At 62.3% G+C, this 24,301-nt stretch carries 25 protein-coding genes and 1 other RNA gene; 17 read left to right on the top strand and 9 right to left on the bottom strand.

Annotated features, from left to right (window positions below):
• Positions 1-34: 34 nt before the first annotated feature.
• Positions 35-1,027, bottom strand: coding sequence for an adenosine kinase (locus tag ACPYOP_RS22505; RefSeq protein WP_481412505.1), 993 nt, complete (start codon positions 1,025-1,027; stop codon positions 35-37).
• Positions 1,028-1,429: 402 nt separating this feature from the next.
• On the opposite strand from ACPYOP_RS22505, the gene ACPYOP_RS22510 reads away from it, so the two are divergent.
• Positions 1,430-2,374, top strand: coding sequence for an AEC family transporter (locus ACPYOP_RS22510; protein ID WP_481412506.1), 945 nt, complete (start codon positions 1,430-1,432; stop codon positions 2,372-2,374).
• A gap of 178 nt (positions 2,375-2,552) precedes the next feature.
• Positions 2,553-3,710, top strand: a complete 1,158-nt coding sequence (locus ACPYOP_RS22515) for a patatin-like phospholipase family protein (protein WP_481412507.1) — start codon at positions 2,553-2,555, stop codon at positions 3,708-3,710.
• 59 nt (positions 3,711-3,769) lie between these two features.
• Here ACPYOP_RS22515 and ACPYOP_RS22520 read toward each other — a convergent pair whose 3' ends face one another.
• Complete coding sequence (locus ACPYOP_RS22520) at positions 3,770-4,348, bottom strand: c-type cytochrome (RefSeq protein ID WP_149635047.1); 579 nt, start codon at positions 4,346-4,348, stop codon at positions 3,770-3,772.
• 151 nt (positions 4,349-4,499) lie between these two features.
• On the opposite strand from ACPYOP_RS22520, the gene ACPYOP_RS22525 reads away from it, so the two are divergent.
• Together ACPYOP_RS22525 and ACPYOP_RS22530 are read left to right on the top strand one after the other, a co-directional pair.
• Complete coding sequence (locus ACPYOP_RS22525) at positions 4,500-5,255, top strand: 3-deoxy-manno-octulosonate cytidylyltransferase (protein ID WP_481412508.1); 756 nt, start codon at positions 4,500-4,502, stop codon at positions 5,253-5,255.
• Between the two features lie 24 nt (positions 5,256-5,279).
• Positions 5,280-6,134, top strand: coding sequence for a prephenate dehydratase (locus ACPYOP_RS22530; protein WP_481412509.1), 855 nt, complete (start codon positions 5,280-5,282; stop codon positions 6,132-6,134).
• 313 nt (positions 6,135-6,447) lie between these two features.
• Here ACPYOP_RS22530 and ACPYOP_RS22535 read toward each other — a convergent pair whose 3' ends face one another.
• From ACPYOP_RS22535 to ACPYOP_RS22560, 6 genes are all read right to left on the bottom strand, one after another.
• Entirely contained in the window at positions 6,448-6,846 is a 399-nt protein-coding gene (locus ACPYOP_RS22535) for a VOC family protein (RefSeq protein ID WP_481412548.1), read from the bottom strand.
• Positions 6,847-7,192: 346 nt separating this feature from the next.
• Positions 7,193-7,561, bottom strand: coding sequence for a VOC family protein (locus ACPYOP_RS22540; protein ID WP_481412510.1), 369 nt, complete (start codon positions 7,559-7,561; stop codon positions 7,193-7,195).
• 127 nt (positions 7,562-7,688) lie between these two features.
• Positions 7,689-7,925: a hypothetical protein gene (locus tag ACPYOP_RS22545; RefSeq protein WP_481412511.1), complete on the bottom strand. Its 237-nt coding sequence runs from the start codon at positions 7,923-7,925 to the stop codon at positions 7,689-7,691.
• Between the two features lie 82 nt (positions 7,926-8,007).
• Positions 8,008-8,694, bottom strand: a complete 687-nt coding sequence (locus tag ACPYOP_RS22550; protein ID WP_481412512.1) for a helix-turn-helix transcriptional regulator — start codon at positions 8,692-8,694, stop codon at positions 8,008-8,010.
• A gap of 12 nt (positions 8,695-8,706) precedes the next feature.
• Positions 8,707-9,666, bottom strand: coding sequence for an NAD(+) diphosphatase (nudC, locus tag ACPYOP_RS22555; protein WP_481412513.1), 960 nt, complete (start codon positions 9,664-9,666; stop codon positions 8,707-8,709).
• The gene (locus tag ACPYOP_RS22560; protein WP_481412514.1) at positions 9,663-10,073 is read right to left on the bottom strand and encodes an HIT family protein; all 411 of its coding nucleotides are present in this window, start codon (positions 10,071-10,073) and stop codon (positions 9,663-9,665) included. Before ACPYOP_RS22560 ends, nudC begins: the two co-directional genes overlap by 4 nt.
• Before the next feature lie 91 nt (positions 10,074-10,164).
• Between ACPYOP_RS22560 and ffs the strand changes: the two genes are divergently transcribed.
• The 3 genes from ffs to ACPYOP_RS22575 all read left to right on the top strand — a co-directional run bounded on the left by ffs (position 10,165) and on the right by ACPYOP_RS22575 (position 12,633).
• An RNA gene (ffs, locus tag ACPYOP_RS22565) (signal recognition particle sRNA small type) lies at positions 10,165-10,261 on the top strand.
• Between the two features lie 67 nt (positions 10,262-10,328).
• Entirely contained in the window at positions 10,329-12,206 is a 1,878-nt protein-coding gene (locus ACPYOP_RS22570; RefSeq protein ID WP_481412515.1) for a DNA polymerase III subunit gamma/tau, read from the top strand.
• A gap of 103 nt (positions 12,207-12,309) precedes the next feature.
• Positions 12,310-12,633, top strand: coding sequence for a YbaB/EbfC family nucleoid-associated protein (locus ACPYOP_RS22575; protein WP_149635072.1), 324 nt, complete (start codon positions 12,310-12,312; stop codon positions 12,631-12,633).
• A gap of 18 nt (positions 12,634-12,651) precedes the next feature.
• Here the strand turns inward: ACPYOP_RS22575 and ACPYOP_RS22580 are convergent, their stop codons facing one another.
• Positions 12,652-13,128, bottom strand: a complete 477-nt coding sequence (locus ACPYOP_RS22580; protein ID WP_481412516.1) for an Lrp/AsnC family transcriptional regulator — start codon at positions 13,126-13,128, stop codon at positions 12,652-12,654.
• A 113-nt stretch (positions 13,129-13,241) separates the two neighbouring features.
• Here ACPYOP_RS22580 and ACPYOP_RS22585 point away from each other — a divergent pair, with 113 nt between their 5' ends.
• The 10 genes from ACPYOP_RS22585 to truB all read left to right on the top strand — a co-directional run bounded on the left by ACPYOP_RS22585 (position 13,242) and on the right by truB (position 24,266).
• Positions 13,242-13,778, top strand: a complete 537-nt coding sequence (locus tag ACPYOP_RS22585) for an RBBP9/YdeN family alpha/beta hydrolase (RefSeq protein ID WP_481412517.1) — start codon at positions 13,242-13,244, stop codon at positions 13,776-13,778.
• A gap of 95 nt (positions 13,779-13,873) precedes the next feature.
• Complete coding sequence (locus tag ACPYOP_RS22590; RefSeq protein WP_481412518.1) at positions 13,874-14,485, top strand: LysE family translocator; 612 nt, start codon at positions 13,874-13,876, stop codon at positions 14,483-14,485.
• A 136-nt stretch (positions 14,486-14,621) separates the two neighbouring features.
• On the top strand, positions 14,622-15,227 hold the full coding sequence (gene recR, locus ACPYOP_RS22595; protein WP_481412519.1) for a recombination mediator RecR: 606 nt from the start codon (positions 14,622-14,624) through the stop codon (positions 15,225-15,227).
• Positions 15,228-15,261: 34 nt separating this feature from the next.
• Positions 15,262-16,722, top strand: coding sequence for a lytic murein transglycosylase (locus tag ACPYOP_RS22600; RefSeq protein ID WP_481412520.1), 1,461 nt, complete (start codon positions 15,262-15,264; stop codon positions 16,720-16,722).
• A 159-nt stretch (positions 16,723-16,881) separates the two neighbouring features.
• Entirely contained in the window at positions 16,882-17,487 is a 606-nt protein-coding gene (gene rimP / locus ACPYOP_RS22605; RefSeq protein WP_481412521.1) for a ribosome maturation factor RimP, read from the top strand.
• 62 nt (positions 17,488-17,549) lie between these two features.
• Positions 17,550-19,154 carry a transcription termination factor NusA gene (gene nusA, locus ACPYOP_RS22610; protein WP_481412522.1) on the top strand — a complete coding sequence of 535 codons (1,605 nt, stop codon included), beginning with the start codon at positions 17,550-17,552 and terminating at the stop codon, positions 19,152-19,154.
• Complete coding sequence (locus ACPYOP_RS22615) at positions 19,151-19,843, top strand: RNA-binding protein (protein ID WP_481412523.1); 693 nt, start codon at positions 19,151-19,153, stop codon at positions 19,841-19,843. The genes nusA and ACPYOP_RS22615 overlap by 4 nt, the downstream gene beginning before the upstream one ends.
• A gap of 101 nt (positions 19,844-19,944) precedes the next feature.
• Complete coding sequence (gene infB / locus ACPYOP_RS22620) at positions 19,945-22,668, top strand: translation initiation factor IF-2 (protein WP_481412524.1); 2,724 nt, start codon at positions 19,945-19,947, stop codon at positions 22,666-22,668.
• A gap of 245 nt (positions 22,669-22,913) precedes the next feature.
• On the top strand, positions 22,914-23,321 hold the full coding sequence (gene rbfA, locus ACPYOP_RS22625) for a 30S ribosome-binding factor RbfA (protein WP_481412525.1): 408 nt from the start codon (positions 22,914-22,916) through the stop codon (positions 23,319-23,321).
• A 12-nt stretch (positions 23,322-23,333) separates the two neighbouring features.
• Positions 23,334-24,266, top strand: a complete 933-nt coding sequence (truB, locus tag ACPYOP_RS22630; RefSeq protein WP_481412526.1) for a tRNA pseudouridine(55) synthase TruB — start codon at positions 23,334-23,336, stop codon at positions 24,264-24,266.
• The last annotated feature ends 35 nt before the right edge of the window (positions 24,267-24,301 follow it).

Raw genomic sequence — 24,301 nt, forward strand, 5'->3', positions numbered from 1 at the left:
AAGGTCTGCCGATGAGAATCTGAGGGCGCCACTATCAGAGCAGCCCGAACTCCTTTGCGGCTTCCGAGAGCGACCGCATCGGCCGCGGGCCGATCTGTTCGATGACGATGGCCGCGGCGAGGTTGCCGAGCTTGCCGCAATCTTCCAGGCTACGGCCCTTCGTATAGCCGAACAGGAAACCGGCGGCGAAGAGATCGCCGGCGCCGGTCGTATCGACGCGCTCCTCGATCGGATGGGCATCGACCACATAGCGTTCGTTGCCGCGCACGATGACGGCGCCGTCCTTGCCTGTCGTCACGGCTGCAATCTTGCAGTCGGCCGATATCAGCGTCAGCGCCTTCTCGAAATCATCGGTTTCGTAGAGCGACAAGGCCTCGTCGCGATTGGCGAAGACGATATCGACGGTGCCGGACCGCATCAGGTCAAGGAATTCGTGCCGATAGCGGCCGACGCAGAAGCTGTCGGACAGCGTCATCGACATTTCCCGGCCATTGGCGTGGGCGATGCGGGCGCAGTCGCGGATAGCTTCCTTGGCGCGTGGCGGATCCCAGAGATAGCCTTCGAAATAGGTCACCTTGGCATCGGCGACGACCTCTTCCTCGACATCTTCAGGGCCGAGTTCGACGCAGGCACCGAGATAGGTGTTCATCGAGCGCTCGCCGTCCTCGGTCACGAAGATCATCGAACGGGCGGTCGGCGGGAAGGTGCCCTTCGCCTCGGTCTCATAATGCACGCCCTGGGCGCGGATATCATGCGCGAAGATCTGCCCAAGCTGATCCTCCGCAACCTTGCCGAAATAGGCTGCCCTCCCGCCGAAATTCGCGACACCAGCCGCCGTATTGCCGGCGCTGCCGCCCGAAGCTTCCAGAGCCGGGCCCATGCGCGAATAAAGAAGCTCGGCGCGCTCGGCGTCTATGAGGTTCATCGCGGCTTTGGTGATCTCGTTGTCGATCAGGAACTGATCGTCGCAACGGGCGATAATGTCGACGATGGCATTGCCAACGGTCAGTACATCGAAGCGAGTCATCTATTGGAGGATCCCGGTATTGGTGATAGCCGGTATCCGGTATTATCGGTTTTTCCGAAGTTTGGAAGAAAAATCAGCGCCGGCGCGGCCAACTAAATTCCAATCAGTCATTTGCCTGTCACTTTCTATCTCTAAATGCTTATCTAGCGGCTGGGATGGGAAGCTCACAAGGCTTCCGAGCCAGCCTGGGAAGGGATGATACCTTCCGCCTCACCGGTACGCGGGCCGACCACGGATGAACTGGCGGCATGTGCACCGGGGGGACTTTCCGGCGGGGCCGGACACATAAGCGGGCATTGCCCGCTTTTTTGTTTTTTACGGGTTCCCACCTGTAGGCGAGCTGCTACAACTCCTGGATCACCCTTCCGCCCTTATCCACGATTTTCACGAACCCCGCCCGGCATGTCCGAAATCTTCACCGACGTCCTCCCGGTCTTCCTGCTGATTCTCGTCGGCTGGGTCATCGTGCGCACCGGCCTTCTGAAAGCCGAGGTCGGCGAGGCGATGAGCGAGTTCGTCTTCAAGATCGCCGTGCCGCTCTTGCTGTTCCAGACCATCGCCGAGGCGAATTTTCGCGGCGCTTCGCCGTTCCGGCTGTGGATCGCCTATTTCTCCGGCGTCGCCGTCACCTGGACCGCCGGACATATCGTCGCAACGCGGATGTTCGGCCGGGACGCGCGGATCGGCGTGCTTGCGGGCGTGTCATCCGCCTTCGCCAATACGATCTTCATCGGCCTGCCACTGGTGGGACGCACCGTCGGGCCGGACGGCGTCATGGCGATGTCGATCCTGATTGCCGTGCACCTGCCGACCATGATGATCGCCGGCACACTGTTGATGGAGCAGGCCGAGCGCAAGGAGAATGCCGGTGCCGGCCGCAGCACCGGCGAATTGCTGCGGCAGGTCGGCAGGAACCTGGTGCGCAATCCGCTTGTCATCGGGCTTTTCTGCGGACTCGTCGTTCACCTCACAGGCATTCCCATCCCCGCGCCGCTCGGCGCCGTGGCCGACAGCATCGCCAATATCGCCGGCCCGGCGGCGCTGATCTCGCTCGGCATGGCGCTGCGCCAATACAGGCTGTCGGGCAATCTCGGCATCACCAGCGTGATTGCCGGTTTCAAGCTGCTTCTGCTGCCGGCCTGCGTACTGGCGGCCGGCCTTCTGCTCGGGCTGAGCCCGGAATGGCGGGCGGCGCTCGTGCTCACGGCGGCCGTTCCCACAGGTGTGAACGCATGGCTGATTGCCAATCGCTTCGGCGTCGGTCACAGTCTCGCCGCCTCGACGATTACCTTGACGACTGCGCTCGGGGCATTCTCGGTGTCGCTCTGGGCCTATTTGCTCGCCTAGAGCAATTCCGGGAAAAGTGCATAGCGGTTTTCCGCCCGGAATTGCGTAGAGTTCTAGCGCCGGTCCGGACCCGCCGATTCGCAATGGCATCTCTCCGCATTCGGAGAAGCAGGCAGGAAAATGGTCATATATTTGCGCATCCCGGCTTTCCCACCCGGAGCGCAGCAAAGGATGGCACATGAATATTGCAGCCCCACTTAGCAATCCCGCTTCAGCCTATTCGCAGAAGGTATTCGTGCTGCAGGGCGGCGGCGCGCTCGGCTCCTACCAGGCAGGTGCCTTTCAGGCACTCCGAGAACAGAATATCGAACCGGACTGGATCGCCGGCATCTCGATCGGCGCCATCAACGCCTCCATCATGGCCGGCAACGTGCCGGGCGAGCGGCTCAAGAAGCTGAGCTCCTTCTGGAACAAGGTCACCATCCAGCTTCCCGTCGACCTCCTGATGGAGCGGCAGCGAGAGACGAACCCTTTCTATCGCACCGTCAGCAGCTGGTGGGTATCGACCTTCGGCGTGCCCGGATTCTTCTCCCCCTGGCAGCTCCCGGCCTGGTTTCAGGCGCGCGGTTCCGCAGGCGCTACCAGCGTCTACGATACCGAACAATTGCGCCAGACGCTGCTCGACCATGTCGATTTCGACCGAATCAACCATGGCCCGGTGCGCCTCAGCCTCGGCGCGGTCAACGCGCGCACCGGCAACTTCGCCTTCTTCGACAACCGGGACATCAAAATCACACCGGAGCACGTCATGGCGAGCGGCGCGCTGCCACCCGGCTTTCCGGCGATCAAGATCGGCGGTGAATATTACTGGGATGGCGGCCTCGTCTCGAACACGCCGCTGACCTACGTGCTGCGCAACGGTGCCGCGATCGATACGGTCGTCTTCCAGGTCGATCTCTTCAGCGCCATAGGCCCGCTGCCGCAGGACCTGGAAGAGGTGGAAGAGCGGCGCAAGGACATCACTTATTCCAGCCGCACCCGGCTCAATACCGATCTCTTTCTGGAGCGTCATCGCCTGCGGCGGGCAATATCGGAGCTTTATGCGCGCCTTCCCGAAGAGGCAAAGGCCGATCCGGACATCAGCAAGCTGGAGCGGCATTGCTCCGACTACGGCGTCACCATCATTCACTTGATCTACCGCAACAAGCAGTTCCGCTCGCATTCGAAGGACTACGAGTTTTCGGCGCTATCGATGCATGAGCATTGGGAGGCCGGCCTGCGCGATGCCCGCAAGGCGCTGGTCGCGGAAGACTGGCGCATGCCTCCGAGCGCCGAGGATGGCCTCAAGGTCTTCGACCTCGATCAGAGGACGAAATCACGCCGCCATTCGGCCTGAATAGCAACACGAAAACCCGGCTCCGACGGCCGGGTTTTCAATCCATTATTCAGATTATCTCAGTTCGTGGCAGCCGGCGCGTTCGGATCCGGCAGCGGCACCTGCGTATCGGCGAGCGTGCGCAGATAAGCGATCACGTTGGCGCGATCCTCTTCTTTCGGCAAGCCGGCAAAGCCCATCGCCGTACCGGCGACGAACTTCTTCGGAGCCGCCAGGAAGTGATAGAGGTGGTCGTAGGTCCACTTTTCCGAACCGCCCTTGGAGAAATCCTTCATGCCGGCCGAATAGGCAAAGCCCTCATGCTCGGCCACCGGGCGGTCGACGATGGCCCAGAGATCGGGGCCGACCTTATTCGGTCCTCCCTTCTCCCCGGAATGACAGGCCTGACACTTCTTGAAGATGGCTTCGCCGGCCTTGGCATCAGCCTTCTGCAGCAGCTGGGCGATTGGCGTTTCCGCCTTGGCGGCCGCACCCTTGTCGCCGCCCGCAGCCGGTTCTTCGGTCGCGACAATGGCGAAACCGGGCTTTTCCGGCGTCTCTGAATGGAAAATAAATCCTGACGCGAGCGACACGGACTTCAACACGAACAGCGTGGCCAAAAGCGCCCCGACACCCATGTTCACGTAGGATGAATTCATCTGCTATGCTCCCCTCGCCGCCAGCATCCTCCGCCGGCCCATCTTGAATTCGCGCGAAACCTATGTCTTTTGGCTGTTTCTTGCAACTCTGGAAACGGCCTCCACCGTGAGACGTTTTGACACTTTTCCTGCGGGAATAGAAGGCCCAACAATGACAGATCCAAATTTAGACAAGACGCTGGTCCTCATTCCCGCCCGCATGGCTTCCACACGCCTGCCGGGCAAGCCGCTCGCTGATATTTGCGGCCTGCCGATGATCGTACAGGTTGCCAAGCGCGCGCGCGAGGCGGCGATCGGTCGCATCGTCGTCGCCGTCGACCATGCGGATACCTATGCTGCGGTCGCTAATGCCGGTTTCGAGGTGGTCATGACACGCGGCGACCATCAATCCGGCTCGGACCGCATCTACGAGGCGCTGCAGGCCGTGGACCCGCAGGGCCGCGCCGAAATCGTCGTCAACGTGCAGGGCGACCTGCCCACGATCGATCCCGACACCATCCGCGCCTCGCTGCGCCCGCTCGAAAACCCCACCGTCGACATCGCCACGCTGACTGTCGAGATCAAGGACGAGGAAGAAAAGACCCTGCCGAGCGTCGTCAAGGTCGTCGGCTCGCCGATCTCGGACAGCCGCCTGCGCGCCCTCTATTTCACCCGCGCCACCGCACCCTACGGCAAGGGGCCGCTCTACCACCACATCGGCCTCTATACCTATCGCCGCGCCGCGCTGGAGAAATTCGTCAGCCTCGGCCCTTCGACACTGGAAAAACGCGAATCGCTGGAGCAATTGCGGGCGCTGGAAGCCGGCATGCGCATCGATGTCGAGATCGTTGACACGGTTCCGCTCGGTGTCGATACTCCCGCCGACCTCGAAAAGGCCAGACGCATCCTCTCCGCCGCCTCTCTTTGACGGCAGTCCTCCAAAGGCAGTTCCATGATCAGCAAGACCAACAAGATCTCGTTCCAGGGCGACTACGGCGCCAATTCCGACATGGCCAGCCGCGACATGTTCCCGACCATGGAGCCGCTGCCCTGCCAGACCTTCGAGGATGCCTTTTCCGCCATCGACAACGGCGAGGCGGATCTGGGCATGATCCCGATCGAAAATACGATCGCCGGTCGTGTCGCCGATATCCATCATCTGCTGCCGGAATCGCGCCTGCATATCGTCGGCGAATATTTCATGCCGATCCGCTTCCAGCTGATGGTGTTGCCGGGGGTCAAGAAGGAAGAAATCCGCACGGTGCACAGCCATATCCATGCGCTCGGCCAATGCCGAAATATCGTGCGCGCCAACGGCTGGAAGCCTGTCATCGCCGGCGATACGGCGGGTGCTGCCAAGCTGGTGCAGGAAACCGGCGACCGCAGCATGGCGGCGCTGGCGCCACGACTCGCAGCCGATCTCTACGGCCTCGAAATCATCGCCGAGAATGTCGAGGATACCGAAGACAACATGACGCGCTTCGTCGTTCTGTCGCGCGACGAGAACTGGGCCGAGCGCAGCTCGCCGGACGAGAAGATCGTCACCACCTTCGTCTTCAACGTCCGCAATATTCCCGCCGCCCTCTACAAGGCGCTCGGCGGTTTCGCCACCAACGGCATCAACATGACGAAGCTGGAAAGCTACCAGCTCGGCGGCCGTTTTGTAGCAACGCAGTTCTATGCCGACATCGAAGGCCATCCTTCGGATCCGCATGTGCGCCGCGCGCTGGAAGAACTGCGCTTCTTCTCGGAGAAGGTCCGCATCCTCGGTGTCTACAAGGGACATCCGACGCGGGGCGATCTTTAAGAGCTGATCTCTTAAGCCTGATGGCGTCGGAGGCCACCTCGTCCTTCGAGGCTCCGCTCTTCGAGCTCCGCACCTCAGGATGAGGCGGGGCGAGTTTCGTTATTGACGCAGGAGGTCGGTCCTCATGGTGAGGAGGTCTGCAAGGCCGTCTCGAACCACGAGGGCGGGTGGCTAGAGCCGGATGATTTTAGGTCTGTTCGACCTAAAATCTGAATCCGCTCTAGAATCAAAAAAGTAGAGCATGATGTCGTCCGAAAACCGATCACACTTTTCGGCATCATGCTCTAGGTCGCGACAATTTTCGCCCGATTGGTTATCCTTCGGCCTTGGTAATGACCTCGATACGATGCCCATCCGGATCGATGACGAAGGCGGCGAAATAATTCGGCCCGTAATGCGGCCGGAGACCAGGCGGCCCATTGTCAGCGCCGCCGTGAGCCAATGCGGCTTTATGGAAGAGGGCGACGGCATCTCGACTCGGTGCCGCGAAGGCGAGATGAAAGCCCGAGCCGGGAGCTCGCGCGTCCTCTCCCCGCAGCTTGATGGCGAACTTATCGCCCCCATCCGGCGGACCATATCCGATCGCCTGGTCGGGCTCGCCGGGGTTCAAGTCTTCCCAAACCCTGACATAGCCGAGCGGTGCGAAGGCGGCATCGTAGAACGCGGCGGATTTTTCGATATTCGACACGCCGAATGATATGTGATGGAGCAATTGTTCCTCGCGTGGCTCTGGATTTATCAATCAGTCTCTTCTGCGAATGCCGCAAGTCAACTCGGAGGACGGCGCGGATGCTTCAGCAACGCCGAATGCTTCGTAAGGATGCGGCAAGCAAGGAAGCTCCACCCGAAGCGACGAGAGCTTTAACATCCAACATGAGCCCAGGCCACCTCGTGGTTCGAGGCACCACCGTTTTCGCTGCGCTTAACGGCGCTGCACCCTCACCATGAGGTGGAGCGAGTTTCGCTATTGACGCAAAAGGTTAGCCCTCATGGTGAGGTGCGAAAGCCCGCAGGGCTGCAGCCTCGAAGCACGAGGGCGGGTGGCTTGGGAGAGAAACTTACTTATCCGGCTCACAAACACGAAGACGATGACCGTCGGGATCGAGGACGACGAAGGTCGGGCCGAAATCCATCATCGTCAGTTCCTGCGCGATCGGCAGGCCGCGCGCCTTCCAATCCTTGTAATGCTGTTCGACGGCGCCGGCGCCTTCGATCATGAAGCCCAGTTCGCCGCGATTGCCGATGGCGGAGGGTTGCGGCTCGACGCTGCTGCGGCGCCAGAGGCCGAGACTTAAGCCGTTGTCGAGCGAGAAGGACACGAAGTTCGGCGAGGCAAAGGCCGGCTCGCGGCCGAGTAGGTCGCGATAGAACGGCGTGCTTTCGCCGGGGTCCTTGACGTAGAAGATGATGAGATTCGGGCTGGTCATTTGGATATTCCTCTGGTTTTTGATGGATATAAGGGCATGAAGATGCGATCCGGCAGGCAGAGCGGAGCCTGCCGGTAGAAGGGCAATGGATCGTGTCGATAGGTAAGCCTGGAATTGGCGGATGCGTTCAGCGCATCCGGTCTTCCTCACGGTAAGGGGCGCGGCCGTCCAGGAAGCCCAGGTCGCGCTTCACGGAATTCGGCGTTTCCTCGATATCGAGGCGATCCCAGCGGCGGATAAAATAGCCAAGCGCAATCTGCGAGAGGCGAGCGGGCCATGCCGGCGTCGAACGGTTTTTGTCTTTGCGCACCCTGACGCCACCGTGATGCAGTTGCTTCGTGGTGATGACAACATTGCTTGCCATGATCGGTCCTCCTTCCTGCTTGGATGGTGCCCATCATAGTCGCCCCTACTGACAGTTTCTGGCAGTAGTGTACGCCAGCACGTCAATCGTGGACCATGCCCTCGCGGGCGTGCCATTCCCTTGCGAGCGCGATACGGCGGCGCGGGTAGCGAGCCTCCAGCACCGCGAAATCGACGATGCGGTCGGCGCGGAAATGGCGAAAGTCCTGGCGCAGCTCGCACCAGGCCATGACGATGCGGGCATTGTCGAAATAGCCGAGCGCGAAGGGCCAGATGCGCCGGGTCGAGATGGCGCCGTTCACGTCGCCATAGGTCAATTGCACCATGCGCTCGGTGCGGATCGCCTTGCGCATGAGGGAAAGATCGGCCTTGTCCTCCGTTATCCGCCGCGTGGCGACGACCACCGCGGCCTGATCGATGGCCTCGCGCATCTCTGCCGGCAGCACGGCGGCAATCTTGGCAAGCGCGTCGGTTCCGGCGGCCGCCAGACGCGCATCGGTCGCGCGCGCCACCCATCTCGACCCCAGCACCAGCGCCTCGATCTCATCCTGCGAAAACATCATCGGTGGCAGCATGAAACCCGGCTTCAGAACATAGCCGATGCCGGGCTCGCCCTCGATCATGGCGCCCTGCGATTGCAGGCTGGCGATATCGCGATAGAGCGTGCGCAGGCTGACGCCGGTTTCCTCCGCCAGAACGGCACCGCTCACCGGACGACGATATCGCCGCAGCGTCTGCAGCAGCGTCAGTAAGCGTTCGGAGCGGGCCATGGCAGGATAGTCCTAGCGCTTCCACTCCACCCAGTCGCGCATCAGGCGATGGGCGATGGCGCCCTTGGGCGGAGAGGTGTTGCCGGATGCCGAGACGCGATCGAGCATGGCAAGCGTCTCTTCCGGCGTGAACCAGCGGCAATCCTCGAGCTCTGCCTCGTCCATGTGGATGTCCGTCGACTTCGCCTCGGCATAGCAGCCGATCATCAGGGAATGCGGCATGGGCCAGGGCTGCGACGCATGATAACGCACCCGGCCGATATGGATGCCGGATTCCTCGTGCGTTTCGCGGCGCACCGCATTCTCGATGGTTTCACCCGGCTCGACGAAACCGGCGAGACAGGAATACATGCCCGGCGCAAAATGATGGCTGCGGCCGAGCAGGCAGCGATTCCTTTCCTCGTCAATCGTCAGCATGATGACGACCGGATCGGTGCGCGGGAAGATCATATGTTCGCAGGCCGTACAGACCCGCTTATAGCCGCCGATGCGGCTTTCCATTGCCGAACCGCAGCGGCCGCAGAAGCGATTGTCGCCGTTCCAGCGGATGAGGCTCATGCCCTGAGCCGCCTCGCCGAGGATTTCGCCTTCGAGCAAAAGATCGCGCCAGAGCGCGCGCATGTCGGCCGGCTTGTACTGGCTGGCAAGTTCGTCGGCATGGACCCGCACCGGCACGGCAAGCCTGGGCTCGCCGGTCTTGCGATAGCCGAGCAGCACGGCTTCCTCCCAATTCGGATCGAGCTCCTGCAGCTCGTAGCGGGCAAACAGCGGGTCGAGCACCTGCCCGTCATGCTTCAGGACAAGCCGTTCCTGAGCAAAAGCGAGGATATGCGTGCCCTCCTTGGCGAGCGCATGCTTGATCGATTCCTCGTCGCGATGCTCGGCATCCCGGTTGAGCTGGTTTTCCGCAAAGGCGGTGAGACTGCTGGCTTCCGGATGGGGCGCATCCGAGGAAAAGATGGATTGGCTCATTGTGAAAGCGTTTCCCGCAACTTGGCTATGAGGCTGTTCATGTCTTCGTCGGAATAGGGTTCCGCCTTGCCGTAGCCCCAGACGGGACCTGGCCAGTTGGCATCACCTTCGAACCGCGCAATGACATGAACATGAAGCTGACGGACGATATTTCCAAGTGCCCCGACGTTGATTTTTGTCGCCCCCGTCACCGTCTTCAGCGCACTTGCGACCTTATCCGTTTCGAAGGTCAGCAGGATCCGGTCGAGCGGTGTCAGCTCGAAAGCCTCCGCTTTGCCCGGCCGGCGGGGGATCAACACGAGCCATGGCCAGCGGCGATCCTTCATCAGCCGCACATCGCAAAGGCCTGTCATCGCGACGGAAACGCTGTCATTCGCCAGACGGTCGTCGAGCGTAAACTCCTTCAAGGGGACATCCTCCATTGTTTTATCAAATGTTTAGCAGTTTTTTTTGACCTTGGCTTGCTTTTGATGACGATATTGCCGATATGTGCATCCGGGAGGTTGGTGGTGGACGAGCCACTCGCCAACCGGGTCAGGTCCGGAAGGAAGCAGCCCTAACGAGCCCGGCACGGGTCATCGTGCCAGCCTCCCACCCTTTCCGAAAGCAAGACCCGGCTTTCGCCGGACAATAAGCTGGGCACCGGGCAAAAAAGCAGGGCGATGAGCGACAGCGAGCGACAAGCAAAAGATGCCGTCTCGACCGGCACCGGTTACCGGGTGCTGGCCCGCAAGTACAGACCCAAGGACTTCACGGATCTGATGGTCGGCCAGGAGCCGATGGTTCGCACGCTGACCAACGCGTTCGAGACCGGCCGCATCGCCCAGGCCTATATGCTGACCGGCGTGCGCGGCGTCGGCAAGACCACCACCGCCCGCATCCTGGCACGCGCCCTCAACTACAAGACATCAGTGGTCGATCGGCCCACCATCGACCTGCGCGAACCCGGCGAGCATTGCCAGGCGATCATGGAAGGCCGGCATGTCGACGTCATCGAAATGGACGCCGCCTCGCACACCGGTATCGACGATATCAGAGAGATCATCGAGCAGGTGCGCTACCGGCCGGTTTCGGCCCGCTACAAGGTCTATATCATCGACGAAGTGCACATGCTGTCGACGGCGGCCTTCAACGGCCTGCTGAAGACGCTCGAAGAGCCGCCCGAGCATGTGAAGTTCATCTTCGCCACGACGGAAATCCGCAAGGTGCCGATCACGGTGCTGTCGCGCTGCCAGCGCTTCGACCTGCGCCGCATCAGCGCTTCCGATCTCGTCGGGCTGTTCACCACCATCGCCGGCAAGGAAGACATCGAGGCCGAGCCCGAAGCGCTTGCCATGATCGCCCGTGCCGCCGAAGGCTCCGCGCGCGACGGCTTGTCGCTGCTCGACCAGGCGATCGCCCATGGCAGCGGCTTCGTCGCCGCCGACGCGGTGCGCGCGATGCTCGGACTTGCCGACCGCGCCCGCATCGTCGATCTCTTCGGCCATATCGTCAAAGGCGATGTTTCGGCAGCCCTTGCCGAATTCAACAGCCAGTACGAGGCCGGCGCCAATCCCGTCGTGGTCCTGACCGATCTTGCCGATTTCACCCATCTCGTGACCCGCCTCAAATATGTGCCCGATGCCGCCGACGATCCGTCTCTCAGCGAAATCGAGCGCACGAAAGCGGCGGAATTCGCGCAAGGCGTCGCCGTGACGGCGCTTTCCCGCATCTGGCAGATGCTGCTCAAAGGCATTACTGAAACCGAGAATGCCTCGCGCACCGCGGGTGCTGCCGAAATGGTGCTGATCCGGCTCGCGCATGCCGCCCATCTTCCCGCGCCTGAAGATGCGGCGCGCAGGCTGGCGGAATTTTCCGACGGCAATGGCGGCGCACGCGCACCATCGGGTGCCCCCACCGGCAATGGCGGCGGATCACCGGTTTCCTATCAAGGCAGTGCGGTGGCGAGAGCCATCGAAACATCGGCGCCGCGGCCCATGCCTTCCGCGCCGGTCGCCATGCTGCGCGCCGTGCCGAATACCCAGCCGGATTCGCAGCCCGTCGGCCGCATCGAGCAGAAACCGGCCGAGGCGCCGAAGCCGCTCGTGCCGGTCAATTCGATGGCCGATATTGCCGAACTTGCCAGCCAGAAGCGCGATCCGAAGATGAAGGCGCTGGTGCGCGCCTTCGTGCGCCCCGTAAAGCTGGAGCCGGGCCGGCTCGATGTCAGTCTGGCACCGGGCGCTCCCGGCACGCTGCTGAACGAGCTTGCCGTCAAGCTTAAGGAATGGACCGGCATTCATTGGATCGTCAGCCTCAGCCGCGAGGAAGGTCAGCCGACGCTTGTCGAAGCAGAGGCGAACGCCCAGAAGCAGCGGGTCGCCGACGCGCGGCAGGATCCCGATGTCGCCGCGATCCTGGCGCAGTTTCCGGGCGCAAAGATCATCGACGTGCGGGTGCGGGCGCCCGAGACGGACGATGAAGAGGAAGCAGCCGCCCCGCCGGCCGTAGCCGAATCCGTCGATGGCGATATCCTGCCGGGCGACGACATAGAATTCTAAGGGTAAGATAGAGGGTAGCGGAACCGCTCGGCGACGACCGTGGCGGCCGACGGCACATCTGAGCCGATGGAAATAGAAGCATAGAGCAGAAGGACCAATGACGATGCGCGACATCATGGGCATGATGGGCAAAGTGAAGGAAATGCAGGCCAAGATGGAGAAGATGCAGTCGGAGATCGCCGACATTCGCGTCGAAGGCAAGGCCGGCGGCGGCCTCGTCACCGTCACCGTCAACGGCAAGAGCCAGATGCTGGGCCTCAAGATCGATCCGTCGCTCTTCAAGGAAGACGATGTCGAAATCCTCGAAGACCTGATCGTCGCGGCCCACAAGGACGCCCAGGAAAAGGCCGAGGCATTGGCCGCCGAAAAGACCCGCGAACTCACCGCCGGCCTGCCGATCCCGCCCGGGTTCAAGCTGCCGTTCTGAGACCGACGCCTGACTCCATCACCGGGCGGTCGCCTTGCGGATGAGATCGCGGCCGATCGCCTTTGCAGGTTCGTTTCGCAGCACCAGCGACGTCGTCACCGCGCCATGGCGGGCAATGGAATCGACGATGGTTTCAAGGTCCGATGGTGTCGGCACGAGAACCTTGAGCAGAAAGCAATCCTCGCCCGTCAGCCTCAAGACCTCGATGATCTCGGGCATTTCGGAAAACTGCTTCAGATAGGGCCGGATGTGCTCATGCGTGGTGCGCAGCCGGATGACCGCCATCATGCCGAGCCCGACGGCGGCGGGATCGACGACCGCGCGGTAGCCGGCGATGACGCCGCGCTCTTCCAGCCGCTTCAGCCGCTCCGAAGCAGCCGGCTGCGAAAGGCCGACGCGGCGGCCGAGTTCCGACACCGAAATTCTTCCATCCTGCTGCAGGATCTCAATGATCGACAGATCCGTCGGATCCAGCCCTCTTTCGATACTATCCATCACTCACCTTCAATTCATCGGTTCGTAAAAACTTTATCCGATGGATTGCAATGTCAATCGATGAAACGACATGCCAGTTTTTCTCCATCGTAGACTATGGAGAAAGGATTGACGTGAGCGATATCATCATGCTTCCGGGGCTTGGCGGCTCGGACGAAGGCCACTGGCAGACATTGTGGGAACGGCAGGACCCCAACATGCGCCGCTTCCAGCCGTCGAGCTGGGACAGACCGATGCTCGCGGACTGGATTGCCGCGCTCGAGCGGGAAATCTCCCGTTCAAGGACGCCGCCGATCCTGATCGCGCACAGCCTTGCCTGCCAGCTCATCGCTCATTGGGCACCGATAAAGAAAACGGCGATCCTTGGCGCCCTCCTGGTGGCCGCCCCCGACCCCACCGGCGAAATCTATCTTGCCGAAGCCGGCAGCTTCGCCAACCCGCCGCGGCAGCGGCTGCCTTTTCCATCCCTGCTTGTCGCCAGCACCGACGACCCCTTCGGCTCCCTCGACCATGCGCGCCACAGCGCCGAAATCTGGGGCAGCGCCTTGGTCGATGTCGGGCCACGCGGGCACATCAATGCGGCATCCGGACTGGGCGACTGGCCGGAAGGCAAGGCAATCTTCGGGCGTTTTCGCGCCGAGCTTGGCTGAACGCAAATCTGGCGTTTGGAAAAGCCGCGCCGGAATGCTATCTCTGGCGCTCTTCTTCCAGATATCGTCCAACTTGCCCTGTTGGAGGGAATGCGATGAGCTTATCGACGCTACTTGTTTTTGCCGGTGCCTTGTTCATTGCGGCGGGTTCGCCGGGGCCGAACATCGCGGCACTCGTGGCGCGCGTGCTGACGAAGGGCGCGCGCAATGTGCTGCCCTTCCTGTCCGGCATGTGGCTTGGCGAGGCGATCTGGCTGACCTGTGCCGTTGCCGGCCTTGCGACCATCGCCGAAACCTTCCATCTCGCCTTCGTGGCGATCAAATGGCTTGGTGTCGCCTATCTGCTCTATCTCGCGTGGAAGATGTGGTTTGCGGCCTCCGATGCGACCGAAGAACAGCTGCCGGATGCGCAATCGTCCCCAAGGCTCTTCCTCGCTGGCTTCACGGTCACCATGGGCAATCCGAAGATCATGGTATTTTACGTGGCGCTGCTGCCCTCGATCATCGATCTGCATGCCGTCACGATCTCCGGCTGGGCCGAGCTGGTTGCGACGATGTTTGCGGTGCTTGTCGTCATCGACCTTTCCTGGGCGATGCTTGCGGCCAAGGCCCGGACCTTCCTCAAAAGCCGCCGTGCCGTGCGCATCGCCAATCGAGCCAGCGCCGGCACCATGGCGGGCGCGGCCGTGGCGATCGCCATGCGGTGAGGCTGGGGCCGGCATCGCCTTCCAGCACGACCTGGCTCGGCAATCATCGCTCGCTATGGGAAATGGCCGGAATTTTCATCGGTCAACCGTCCCTTCCGTGATTTCGTTCCGTGAGCTTATGAGCTAAAAGCCTCCCATGGCAAAGCGAGTCACCGGCCCCGAAATCGAAAAACTCATCCAGCTTCTGGCGAAGGTGCCGGGCCTCGGGCCGCGCTCGGCGCGCCGTGCAGCGTTGCACCTGATCAAGAAGAAGGATCAGCTTCTCGGGCCGCTGTCCCATGCCATGGGCGATGCCTATGACAAGGTGAAAATCTGCTCGCGCTGCGGCAATGTCGATACCGTCGACCCCTGCACCGTCTGCACCGACGACCGGCGCGACCAATCCGTCATCATCGTCGTCGAGGATGTGTCCGATCTCTGGGCGCTGGAACGATCGGGCGCGATGAACGCCACCTACCACGTGCTCGGCGGCGTCCTCTCGCCGCTCGATGGCGTCGGGCCCGACGATCTCAATATTCGCGGCCTGATCGCACGCGTCGGCGAAGGCGGCGTCCGCGAAATCATCATCGCCGTCAACGCCACGGTCGAAGGGCAAACCACAGCACACTATATAACCGACCAGCTTGATGGCCTCGAGGTCAAGATCACCCGCCTTGCGCACGGCGTGCCGGTGGGAGGCGAACTCGATTATCTCGACGAAGGCACGCTGGCGGCGGCGCTCCGGGCCCGGACGGCGATTTGAGGCGATTTTTTCGCGAAGACATAAAGGACTGCGTATGAGGAGAGTGCACACCCCCCTCTGTCACTTCGTGACATCTCCCCCACAAGGGGGGAGATTGGTCGCCCGCAGCGGCGATCTGCCTCAAACCAATATCCTGCCTGCAGATGCCGAGAGAGATTTTACGGATAAGGGCCGCAGCAAACTCCCAACGATCTCCCCCCATGTGGGGGAGATGTCGCGACAGCGACAGAGGGGGGTATCGGCGGCACGGCATACACACCGCTTCCTTTCGTTCCTTTTCGTCCTCCTCCTCGCCCTCCTCCCCATTCCCACCTTCGCCGCCTCCAAGGCCGATGTCGAAGCGCAGTTTCAGGCTTGGATCCAGAAGGATCTCTGGCCGGAAGCTAGGAAAGCCGGAATTTCGGAAAAGACCTTCCAGGCCGCCTTCGCCGGCGTGACGCTGAACTGGGATCTGCCTGACCTCGAGCCGCCGGGTTTCCCGAAACCCAGGGAACAGGCGCAGAGCCAGGCCGAATTCTCCTCTCCCGCCCCCTATTTCAACGAGGGGCGGCTGCAGAAGCTGGCGGCGACCGGGCGGAGCCTTGCGTCGCAATATGGGCCGGTGCTGCGGCGGATCGAGAAGACTTATGGCGTGCCGGGACCGATCCTGCTTGCCATCTGGGGCCGCGAGACCGGCTTCGGCATCGCCAAACTGCCGAACTCGGCGGTCCAGGTGCTGGCAACCAAGGCTTTCATGTCCACCCGCAAAGACATGTTCCGCACCGAAATCATCGCCGCCCTGCGCATTCTCGAACATGGCGACGTCACGCCGGATCAGTTCAAGGGCTCCTGGGCCGGCGCCCTTGGCCAGCCGCAGTTCATGCCGACCAACTATCTGAAATACGCAGTCGATTTCGATGGCGACGGCCACCGCAATATCTGGACTTCCGTGCCGGATACGCTGGCCTCCATAGCCAACTATCTGGTGCAGAAGGGCTGGCAGCGCGGCCGCGGCTGGGGCTACGAAGCCACGATCCCGCCGGCCGTCTCCTGCGCCCAGGAGGGGCCGGATCTTGCCAAGCCGATCTCGCATTGGGCTTCGCTCGGGATTACGCGCGTTTCCGGCAAGGCATTTCCCCCGGACGAACTGCGCGCCAGCGGCATGATGCTGGTGCCGGCGGGCCGCGACGGGCCGGAATTCATCGTCACGCCGAATTTCTACGTCGTCAAGGAATACAACAACTCCGACCTCTACGGCCTCTATATCGGCAATCTCGCCGACCGCATCGCCTATGGCAGCGGCGCCTTCCAGGAAAAATGGGGCGATGTCGGCAAGATGCTGCGCTCTGACGTCGCCAACATGCAGAAGGCTTTGGAGCGCAAGGGATACGATGTTGGCGGCACGGACGGCCTGCCGGGCTACAAGACGAGACGGTCGATCGGCCAATGGCAGGAAAAGGGCGGCATGAAGCCCACCTGCTATCCCGATAGTTCGATGCTCGGGGTGCTCAAATAGGCAGCGGAGCAGGTTTCGGCGCGAATGCCTTGCAATTTGCCGGGAACGGGCTTATATCCGCATCAAATTCTTGATCGTGCGATGAAGAGTGGGCCGCAAGGACCCGCTCTTTTTTATTAGCACGATCTCCCAATGCATGGACACTGCAGGAGTGAATGCTTGTCGGACGTGACAAACGCAGACAATACCAATGAACCCAGGCTGATCGTCGAAACCGGCCTTGACCAGCGCGTTGCCGCTATCATCGAGCCCGTCCTTGTGGGCATGGGCTTCCGCCTGGTGCGCGTGCGTCTCCTGAACCTGAACGGCCTGACGCTGCAGATCATGACCGAGCGTAACGACGGCACTATGACCGTCGAGGACTGCGAAGAGGTCTCCACGGCCATTTCGCCGGTTCTTGATGTGGAAGATCCGATCGATAAGGCGTATCATCTCGAAGTGTCTTCGCCGGGTATCGACCGCCCGATGGTGCGGAAATCGGATTTCCAGCGCTGGACCGGCCACATCGTCAAGTGCGAAACGTCGATCCTCGTCGATAACCGCAAGCGTTTCCGCGGCAAGATCGCTGACGTTAACGATGAAGGTTTCACGATCGAACGCGACCAGGTTGCCTATGGCGAGGAACCGAAGGTGACCATTCCGTTCAGCACGCTGGCCGAAGCCAAGCTGATCCTGACGGACGATCTCATCCGCGACGCGCTGCGCGCCGACAAGCTGGCCAAAGCCGAGGCTGCGAACCAGAACGAAGCGGACGAAGAAGAATAACCGATCAACGAACCGCCTGACGGAACGGGAACCAAAGGGCAGGAAGACGGAGACTAAAGACAATGGCAGTCAGTGCGAACCGGCTAGAACTTCTGCAGATCGCAGATGCAGTGGCGCGCGAAAAGGTCATCGACCGCGAGATCGTGCTTGCCGCAATGGCGGACGCGATTCAGAAGGCCGCGCGTTCGCGTTACGGCACGGAATCGAACATCCGCGCCGACATCAACCCGAAGACCGGCGAAATCCGCCTGCAGCGCCTGCTCGAAGTGGTCGAGAAGGCCGAAGACTATTCCACGCAGATCCCGCTGGAACTGGCCCGCGACCGCAATCCGGACGCGGCCCTTGGCGATTTCATCGCCGATCCGCTGCCGCCGATGGATTTCGGCCGCATCGCCGCCCAGTCGGCCAAGCAGGTCATCGTGCAGAAGGTGCGCGAAGCGGAGCGTGACCGCCAGTTCGACGAATTCAAGGATCGCGTCGGCGAAATCGTCAACGGTACGGTCAAGCGCGTCGAATACGGCAACGTCATCGTCGATCTCGGCCGTGGCGAAGGCATCATCCGCCGCGACGAAATGATCCCGCGCGAAAACTTCCGCTACGGCGACCGCGTCCGCGCCTATGTCTACGACGTCCGTCGCGAGCAGCGTGGCCCGCAGATCTTCCTGTCGCGCACGCATCCGCAATTCATGGTCAAGCTCTTCACCATGGAAGTGCCCGAAATCTACGACGGCATTATCCAAGTGAAGTCGGTTGCCCGCGATCCGGGCTCGCGCGCCAAGATCGCCGTCATTTCCAACGATAGCTCGATCGATCCGGTCGGCGCCTGCGTCGGTATGCGCGGTTCGCGCGTTCAGGCCGTCGTCGGCGAACTGCAGGGCGAAAAGATCGACATCATTCCCTGGTCCAACGAGCCGGCGAACTTCGTCGTCAACGCGCTGCAGCCGGCCGAAGTCGCCAAGGTCGTTCTCGACGAGGACGCAGAGCGCATCGAAGTCGTTGTTCCGGACGAGCAGCTGTCGCTCGCCATCGGCCGCCGCGGCCAGAACGTCCGCCTCGCCTCGCAGCTGACCGGCTGGGATATCGACATCATGACGGAAGCCGAGGAATCGGAACGCCGTCAGAAGGAATTCAACGAGCGCACCAACCTGTTCATGGACGCGCTCGATGTGGACGAAATGGTCGGTCAGGTTCTGGCCTCGGAAGGCTTTGCCGCCGTCGAGGAGCTGGCCTATGTCGATCTCGACGAAATCTCCTCGATCGATGGTTTCGACGAAGACACCGCCCAGGAAATCCAGACCCGTGCCCGCGAATATCTCGAGAAGCTCGAGGCCGAGATGGACGAGAAGCGCAAGGCGCTCGGCGTCTCCGACGAACTGCGAGAGATCAACGGCATGACCGCACAGATGATGGTCGCCCTCGGCGAGGACGGCATCAAGACGATCGAGGACTTCGCCGGCTGCGCCGCCGACGATCTCGTCGGCTGGAGCGAGCGCAAGAACGGCGAAACGAAGAAGTTCGAAGGCCTGTTCTCCAAGCTCGAAGTCTCGCGCGTCGAAGCAGAACAGATGGTCGTGCAGGCCCGCCTGCTGGCCGGCTGGATCACCGAGGCCGATCTTGCCGTTGAGACCGAAGAGGTCGCGGAGGATGAGACCGAGCAACAAGCATGACGATCACCGAGGGGCCCAGCGCACCTGCCGAGGACGATGGTCTCGGCGATGACGGCGCAAACGGCCGCATGTGCATCGTGACACGCGAAAGCGGATCGCCCGATGAGTTGATCCGCTTCGTCGCCGCTCCCGACGGGACCGTTGTTCCCGACCTGAAGCGGCAACTGCCGGGACGCGGCTGCTGGGTCAAGGTCGACCGGGCGCTGGTGGACAAGGCAGTGGCAAAGAAACTGTTTTCCCGCGCCTTGAAGGCGGAAGTGACGGCACCGGCCGATCTTGGTGCCATCGTCGACCGCCTTCTCGTGGCGCAATTGGCCGGGATGATGCACATGGCGCGCAAAGCGGGCCGGTTCGTCAGCGGTTCATCAAAGGTTGATGGCGCCGTTCGCAACGGCTCGGCACTTGCCGTGTTTCATGCGATCGCCGCCGCCGCCGATGGCGTCCGCAAGATCGACCAGGCGCGAAAGGCCTGGCATCTCGGTATGGAAACCGAAAAGGAAATACCCTCCTTCCGTGTCTTCACGGAGGCGGAAATGGAAGAACTGATGGGCCAGAATGCTTTTATCCATGCCGCAGCGCTTGCAGGGCAGGCGGGTGAGGGTGTAGTGAAGCGCGCAAACCTGCTCGAACGGTACCGCAACGGCGGTCAGTCCCGGGCAACGGGCGGCGCTGGCCGGCGAAAACAATGACGCGGTCACCGGCCTTTGCCGGACGCCTCATTAAGGTACATGCATTGAACGACAGGGCCTGACGGACGTTTCCGAGCCCTGTCCGAAGGAACAGGAACGGAATGACCGACAATCAAGACGACAAGACGCTGAGTGTTTCGGGTAAGAAGACCCTCACCCTGAAGCCTTCAGGCGTAAACCAGGGCACCGTGCGCCAGGACATGGGCCGCGGTCGCACCAAGGCGGTCGTGGTTGAGACCCGTAAGCGCCGCCCTCTGCGCCCCGAAGACGAAAAGCCGATCGTTGCTTCAACGACGACGGCTGCTGCAACGCAATCGGTGACGCGGGTTGCGGAACCGACACCGCAGCCGCCGCGCCCACCGCAGCCGGCTCCGCGCATTCATCAGCCTGGTGGCCAGCAGCAGCGGCCGGGACAGCCCAACCAGGGTCAGCAACGCCCGCAGCAGGAACGCTCGTCGCGTCCGGTGGTTCTGAACCACCTGTCCGCCGATGAAATGGATGCGCGCCGTCGCGCACTTGCGGACGCCCAGGCCCGCGATGCCGCGGATGCCGTGCGCCGCGCCGAGGAAGAAGCGCGCCGCCGTCAGGAAGACGAGGCACGCCGCATCGCCGAACAGGCCGAAGCTGCCCGTCGCGCCGCCGAAGAGGCCGCCCGCGCCGCCGAAGCCAAGGTCGAGACGCCCGCATCGGTGGAAGCGCCGAAGCCGGCGGTTCAGACGCCTGCTGCTCCCGTCGTTGCGCGTCGTCCGGATGCGGCTCCTCAGCCGGCACGTCCTGGCGCTCCCGCCGGCGAAGCACCGGCCAACCGCCGTCGCGTCAATGAAGAAGAGAGCGATCGTGGCCCGCCCCGTGGCGCTCCGGCCCGCGGCAAGGTTACGCGCCCTGAGCCGGCAAAGCCGGTTACCACGCGTCCGAAGACTGAGGACGAGCGTCGCCGCGGCAAGCTGACGGTAACGACGGCCAATGTCGACGAGGACGGCTCCGCCCGCGGCCGCTCGCTTTCGGCCATGCGCCGCCGCCAGGAGAAGTTCCGCCGCAGCCAGATGCAGGAAACGCGCGAAAAGATCTCGCGCGAAGTCGTGCTGCCTGAGACCATCACCATTCAGGAACTGTCGCAGCGCATGTCCGAACGCGCCGTCGACGTCATCAAGTTCCTGATGAAGGAAGGTCAGATGATGAAGCCGGGCGACGTCATCGACGCCGATCTGGCCGAACTCATCGCCGGCGAATTCGGCCACACGGTCAAGCGTGTTTCGGAATCCGACGTCGAACAGGGCATCTTCAACGTTGCCGACGAGGAAGGCGAACTGGTTTCCCGTCCGCCCGTCGTCACCATCATGGGTCACGTCGACCACGGCAAGACGTCGCTGCTCGACGCCATCCGCCACGCCAACGTGGTGGCCGGTGAAGCCGGTGGCATCACCCAGCATATCGGCGCCTATCAGGTCGAGCAGAACGGTCAGAAGATCACCTTCATCGACACGCCCGGCCACGCCGCCTTCACGGCAATGCGTGCCCGTGGCGCCCAGGCGACCGACATCGCCATCCTGGTGGTCGCGGCCGACGACAGCGTGATGCCGCAGACGATCGAATCGATCAACCACGCCAAGGCGGCGGGTGTTCCGATCATCGTGGCGATCAACAAGATCGACAAGCACGAAGCCAATCCGCAGAAGGTCCGCACGGAACTGCTGCAGCACGAAGTCTTCGTCGAATCGATGGGCGGTGAAGTTCTCGACGTGGAAGTCTCCGCGAAGAACCGCACCAACCTTGACAAGCTGCTGGAAGCCATTCTGCTGCAGTCTGAAATCCTTGATCTCAAGGCCAATCCGAACCGCACGGCCGAAGGCACCGTCATCGAAGCCCAGCTCGATCGCGGCCGCGGCTCGGTGGCTACCGTGCTCGTGCAGAAGGGTACGCTGCGTCCCGGCCAGATCGTCGTTGCCGGCGATCAGTGGGGCCGCGTCCGCGCGCTCGTCAACGACAAGGGTGAGCATGTGAAGGAAGCAGGCCCGGCCATGCCGGTCGAACTGCTCGGCCTTTCCGGCGCACCGCAGGCCGGCGACAAGTTCGCCGTCGTCGAAAGCGAAAGCCGTGCCCGCGAGATCTCGGAATATCGCCAGCGCCTCACCCGCGACAAGGCGGCTGCACGCCTGTCCGGTCAGCGCGGCTCGCTCGAGCAGATGATGACCCAGCTCCAGGCTGTCGGCGTGAAGGAGTTCCCGCTGGTCATCAAGGGCGACGTGCAGGGCTCGATCGAAGCCATTGCCGGCGCTCTCGACAAGCTCGGCACCGACGAAGTTCGTGCCCGCATCGTCCATTCGGGCGCAGGCGGCATCACCGAGTCGGATGTCTCGCTGGCGGAAGCTTCCAACGCGGCCATCATCGGCTTCAATGTCCGCGCCAACGCGCAGGCACGTCAGTTCGCCGAGCGTCAGGGCATCGAAATCCGCTATTACAACATCATCTACGACCTGGTAGATGACGTGAAGGCGGCCATGTCGGGCCTGCTCTCTCCGGAGCGTCGCGAAACCTTCCTCGGCAATGCCGAGATCCTCGAGGTGTTCAACATCACGAAGGTCGGCAAGGTCGCGGGCTGCCGCGTCACCGAAGGCAAGGTCGAGCGTGGCGTCGGCGTCCGCCTGGTGCGCGACAACGTCGTCATCCACGAAGGCAAGCTCAAGACGCTCAAGCGCTTCAAGGACGAAGTGTCGGAAGTCAATGTCGGCCAGGAATGCGGCATGGCCTTCGAGAATTACGAAGATATCCGCGCCGGCGACACCATCGAGTGCTTCCGCGTCGAGCATATCACCCGTACGCTCTAAGCAATCTTCGATTTGCCAGATATCAAAACCGCCGGCCGAAACCGGCGGTTTTTTCTTGGGTTCCGCCTCCTTCGCGGCCTATGTCCCGGCATCCATTTTCTCCCCCAGGCGGAGCAGGAGATCGTATTTGAAGGGATTCTCGGCTTCTGGCGGGCCGCAAACCCTCTCCAGCCTTGACCTTTGCGCCGGATCGAGTCATTTGACCCCCTTTATCGCGTCCAAGGGACGCTGCTAACGGAACAACCATGACCAGACCAACTTCTTCCGCGCCCTCGCAGCGCATGCTTCGCGTCGGCGAGCAGGTGCGCTCAGCGATCACGCAGGTTCTGCAGCGCGGCGAAGTGCGCGACGACCTGATTGAGCGTACCGTGATCTCCATTTCCGAAGTGCGCATGTCACCGGATCTGAAGATCGCCACCGCTTTCGTGACCCCCCTCGGCGTCTCCGACCACGGCGCCATCATTGAGGCGCTGAACCGCCATGCGAAATATATCCGCGGCCGCCTCGGCCCGCAGCTTCGCCAGATGAAGTACATGCCGGAAGTCCGCTTCCGCGACGATACGAGCTTCGACAATTACAAGAAGATCGACGAACTGCTGCGCTCGCCCGAGGTCAGCCGCGATCTCGACGACGATAACGACCAAGATCAATAACAGAGACAGAGAATGTCCAAACCACGCAAGCCCAAGGGCCGCCCGATTTCGGGCTGGCTCATCCTCGACAAGCCGGTCGATTTCGGCTCGACCGAAGCCGTTTCCAAGATCAAGTGGCTGTTCAAGGCGCAGAAGGCCGGTCATGCCGGCACGCTCGATCCGCTCGCATCCGGCATGCTGCCGATCGCGCTCGGCGACGCCACCAAGACGGTCCCCTACGTCATGGACGGCCGCAAGATCTATGAATTCACCGTGACCTGGGGCGAGGAACGCGCCTCCGACGACCTCGAAGGCGAGATCACCGCCACCTCGGACAAGCGCCCGAGCGAAGAGGCCATCCGCGCGCTGCTGCCGAACTATACCGGCGTCATCCAGCAGATCCCGCCGCAGTTCTCCGCCATCAAGATCGCCGGCGAGCGCGCCTACGATCTCGCCCGCGAGGGGGAAACCGTCGAGATCCCCTCGCGTGAAGTGGAGATTTTCCGCCTGACACTGCTTGCCTGCCCGGATGCCAGCACGGCACATTTCGAGGTCGAGTGCGGCAAGGGCACCTATGTGCGCGCACTTGCCCGCGATTTCGGCCGCGATCTCGGCTGCTACGGCCATATTTCCGGCCTGCGCCGCAGCTTCGTCGCTCCCTTCGCCGAAGAAGCCATGGTGCCGCTTTCCGACCTGGTGGCGCTGGAAGAGATCGAGAATGCCGACGAGCGGCTCGCGGCCCTCGACGCGCTGCTGATCGACACGGCCGAAGCCCTGTCCTCGCTGCCGCATCTCGTCATCAGCGACGACCAGGCGCATCGCCTGAAGATGGGCAATCCGATCCTGGTGCGCGGTCGCGATGCGCCGGTCGCCGAAACCGAGGCCTATGCCACGGCCCGCGGCAAGCTGATCGCCATCGGCGAGATCGGTCAGGGCGAATTCCGCCCCAAGCGCGTGTTCGGCTGATCTCAATCAACCGGAAATAGCGGCTATTGCGGGCA

Source organism: Rhizobium sp. KNZ2-6A (genome assembly GCF_056755475.1).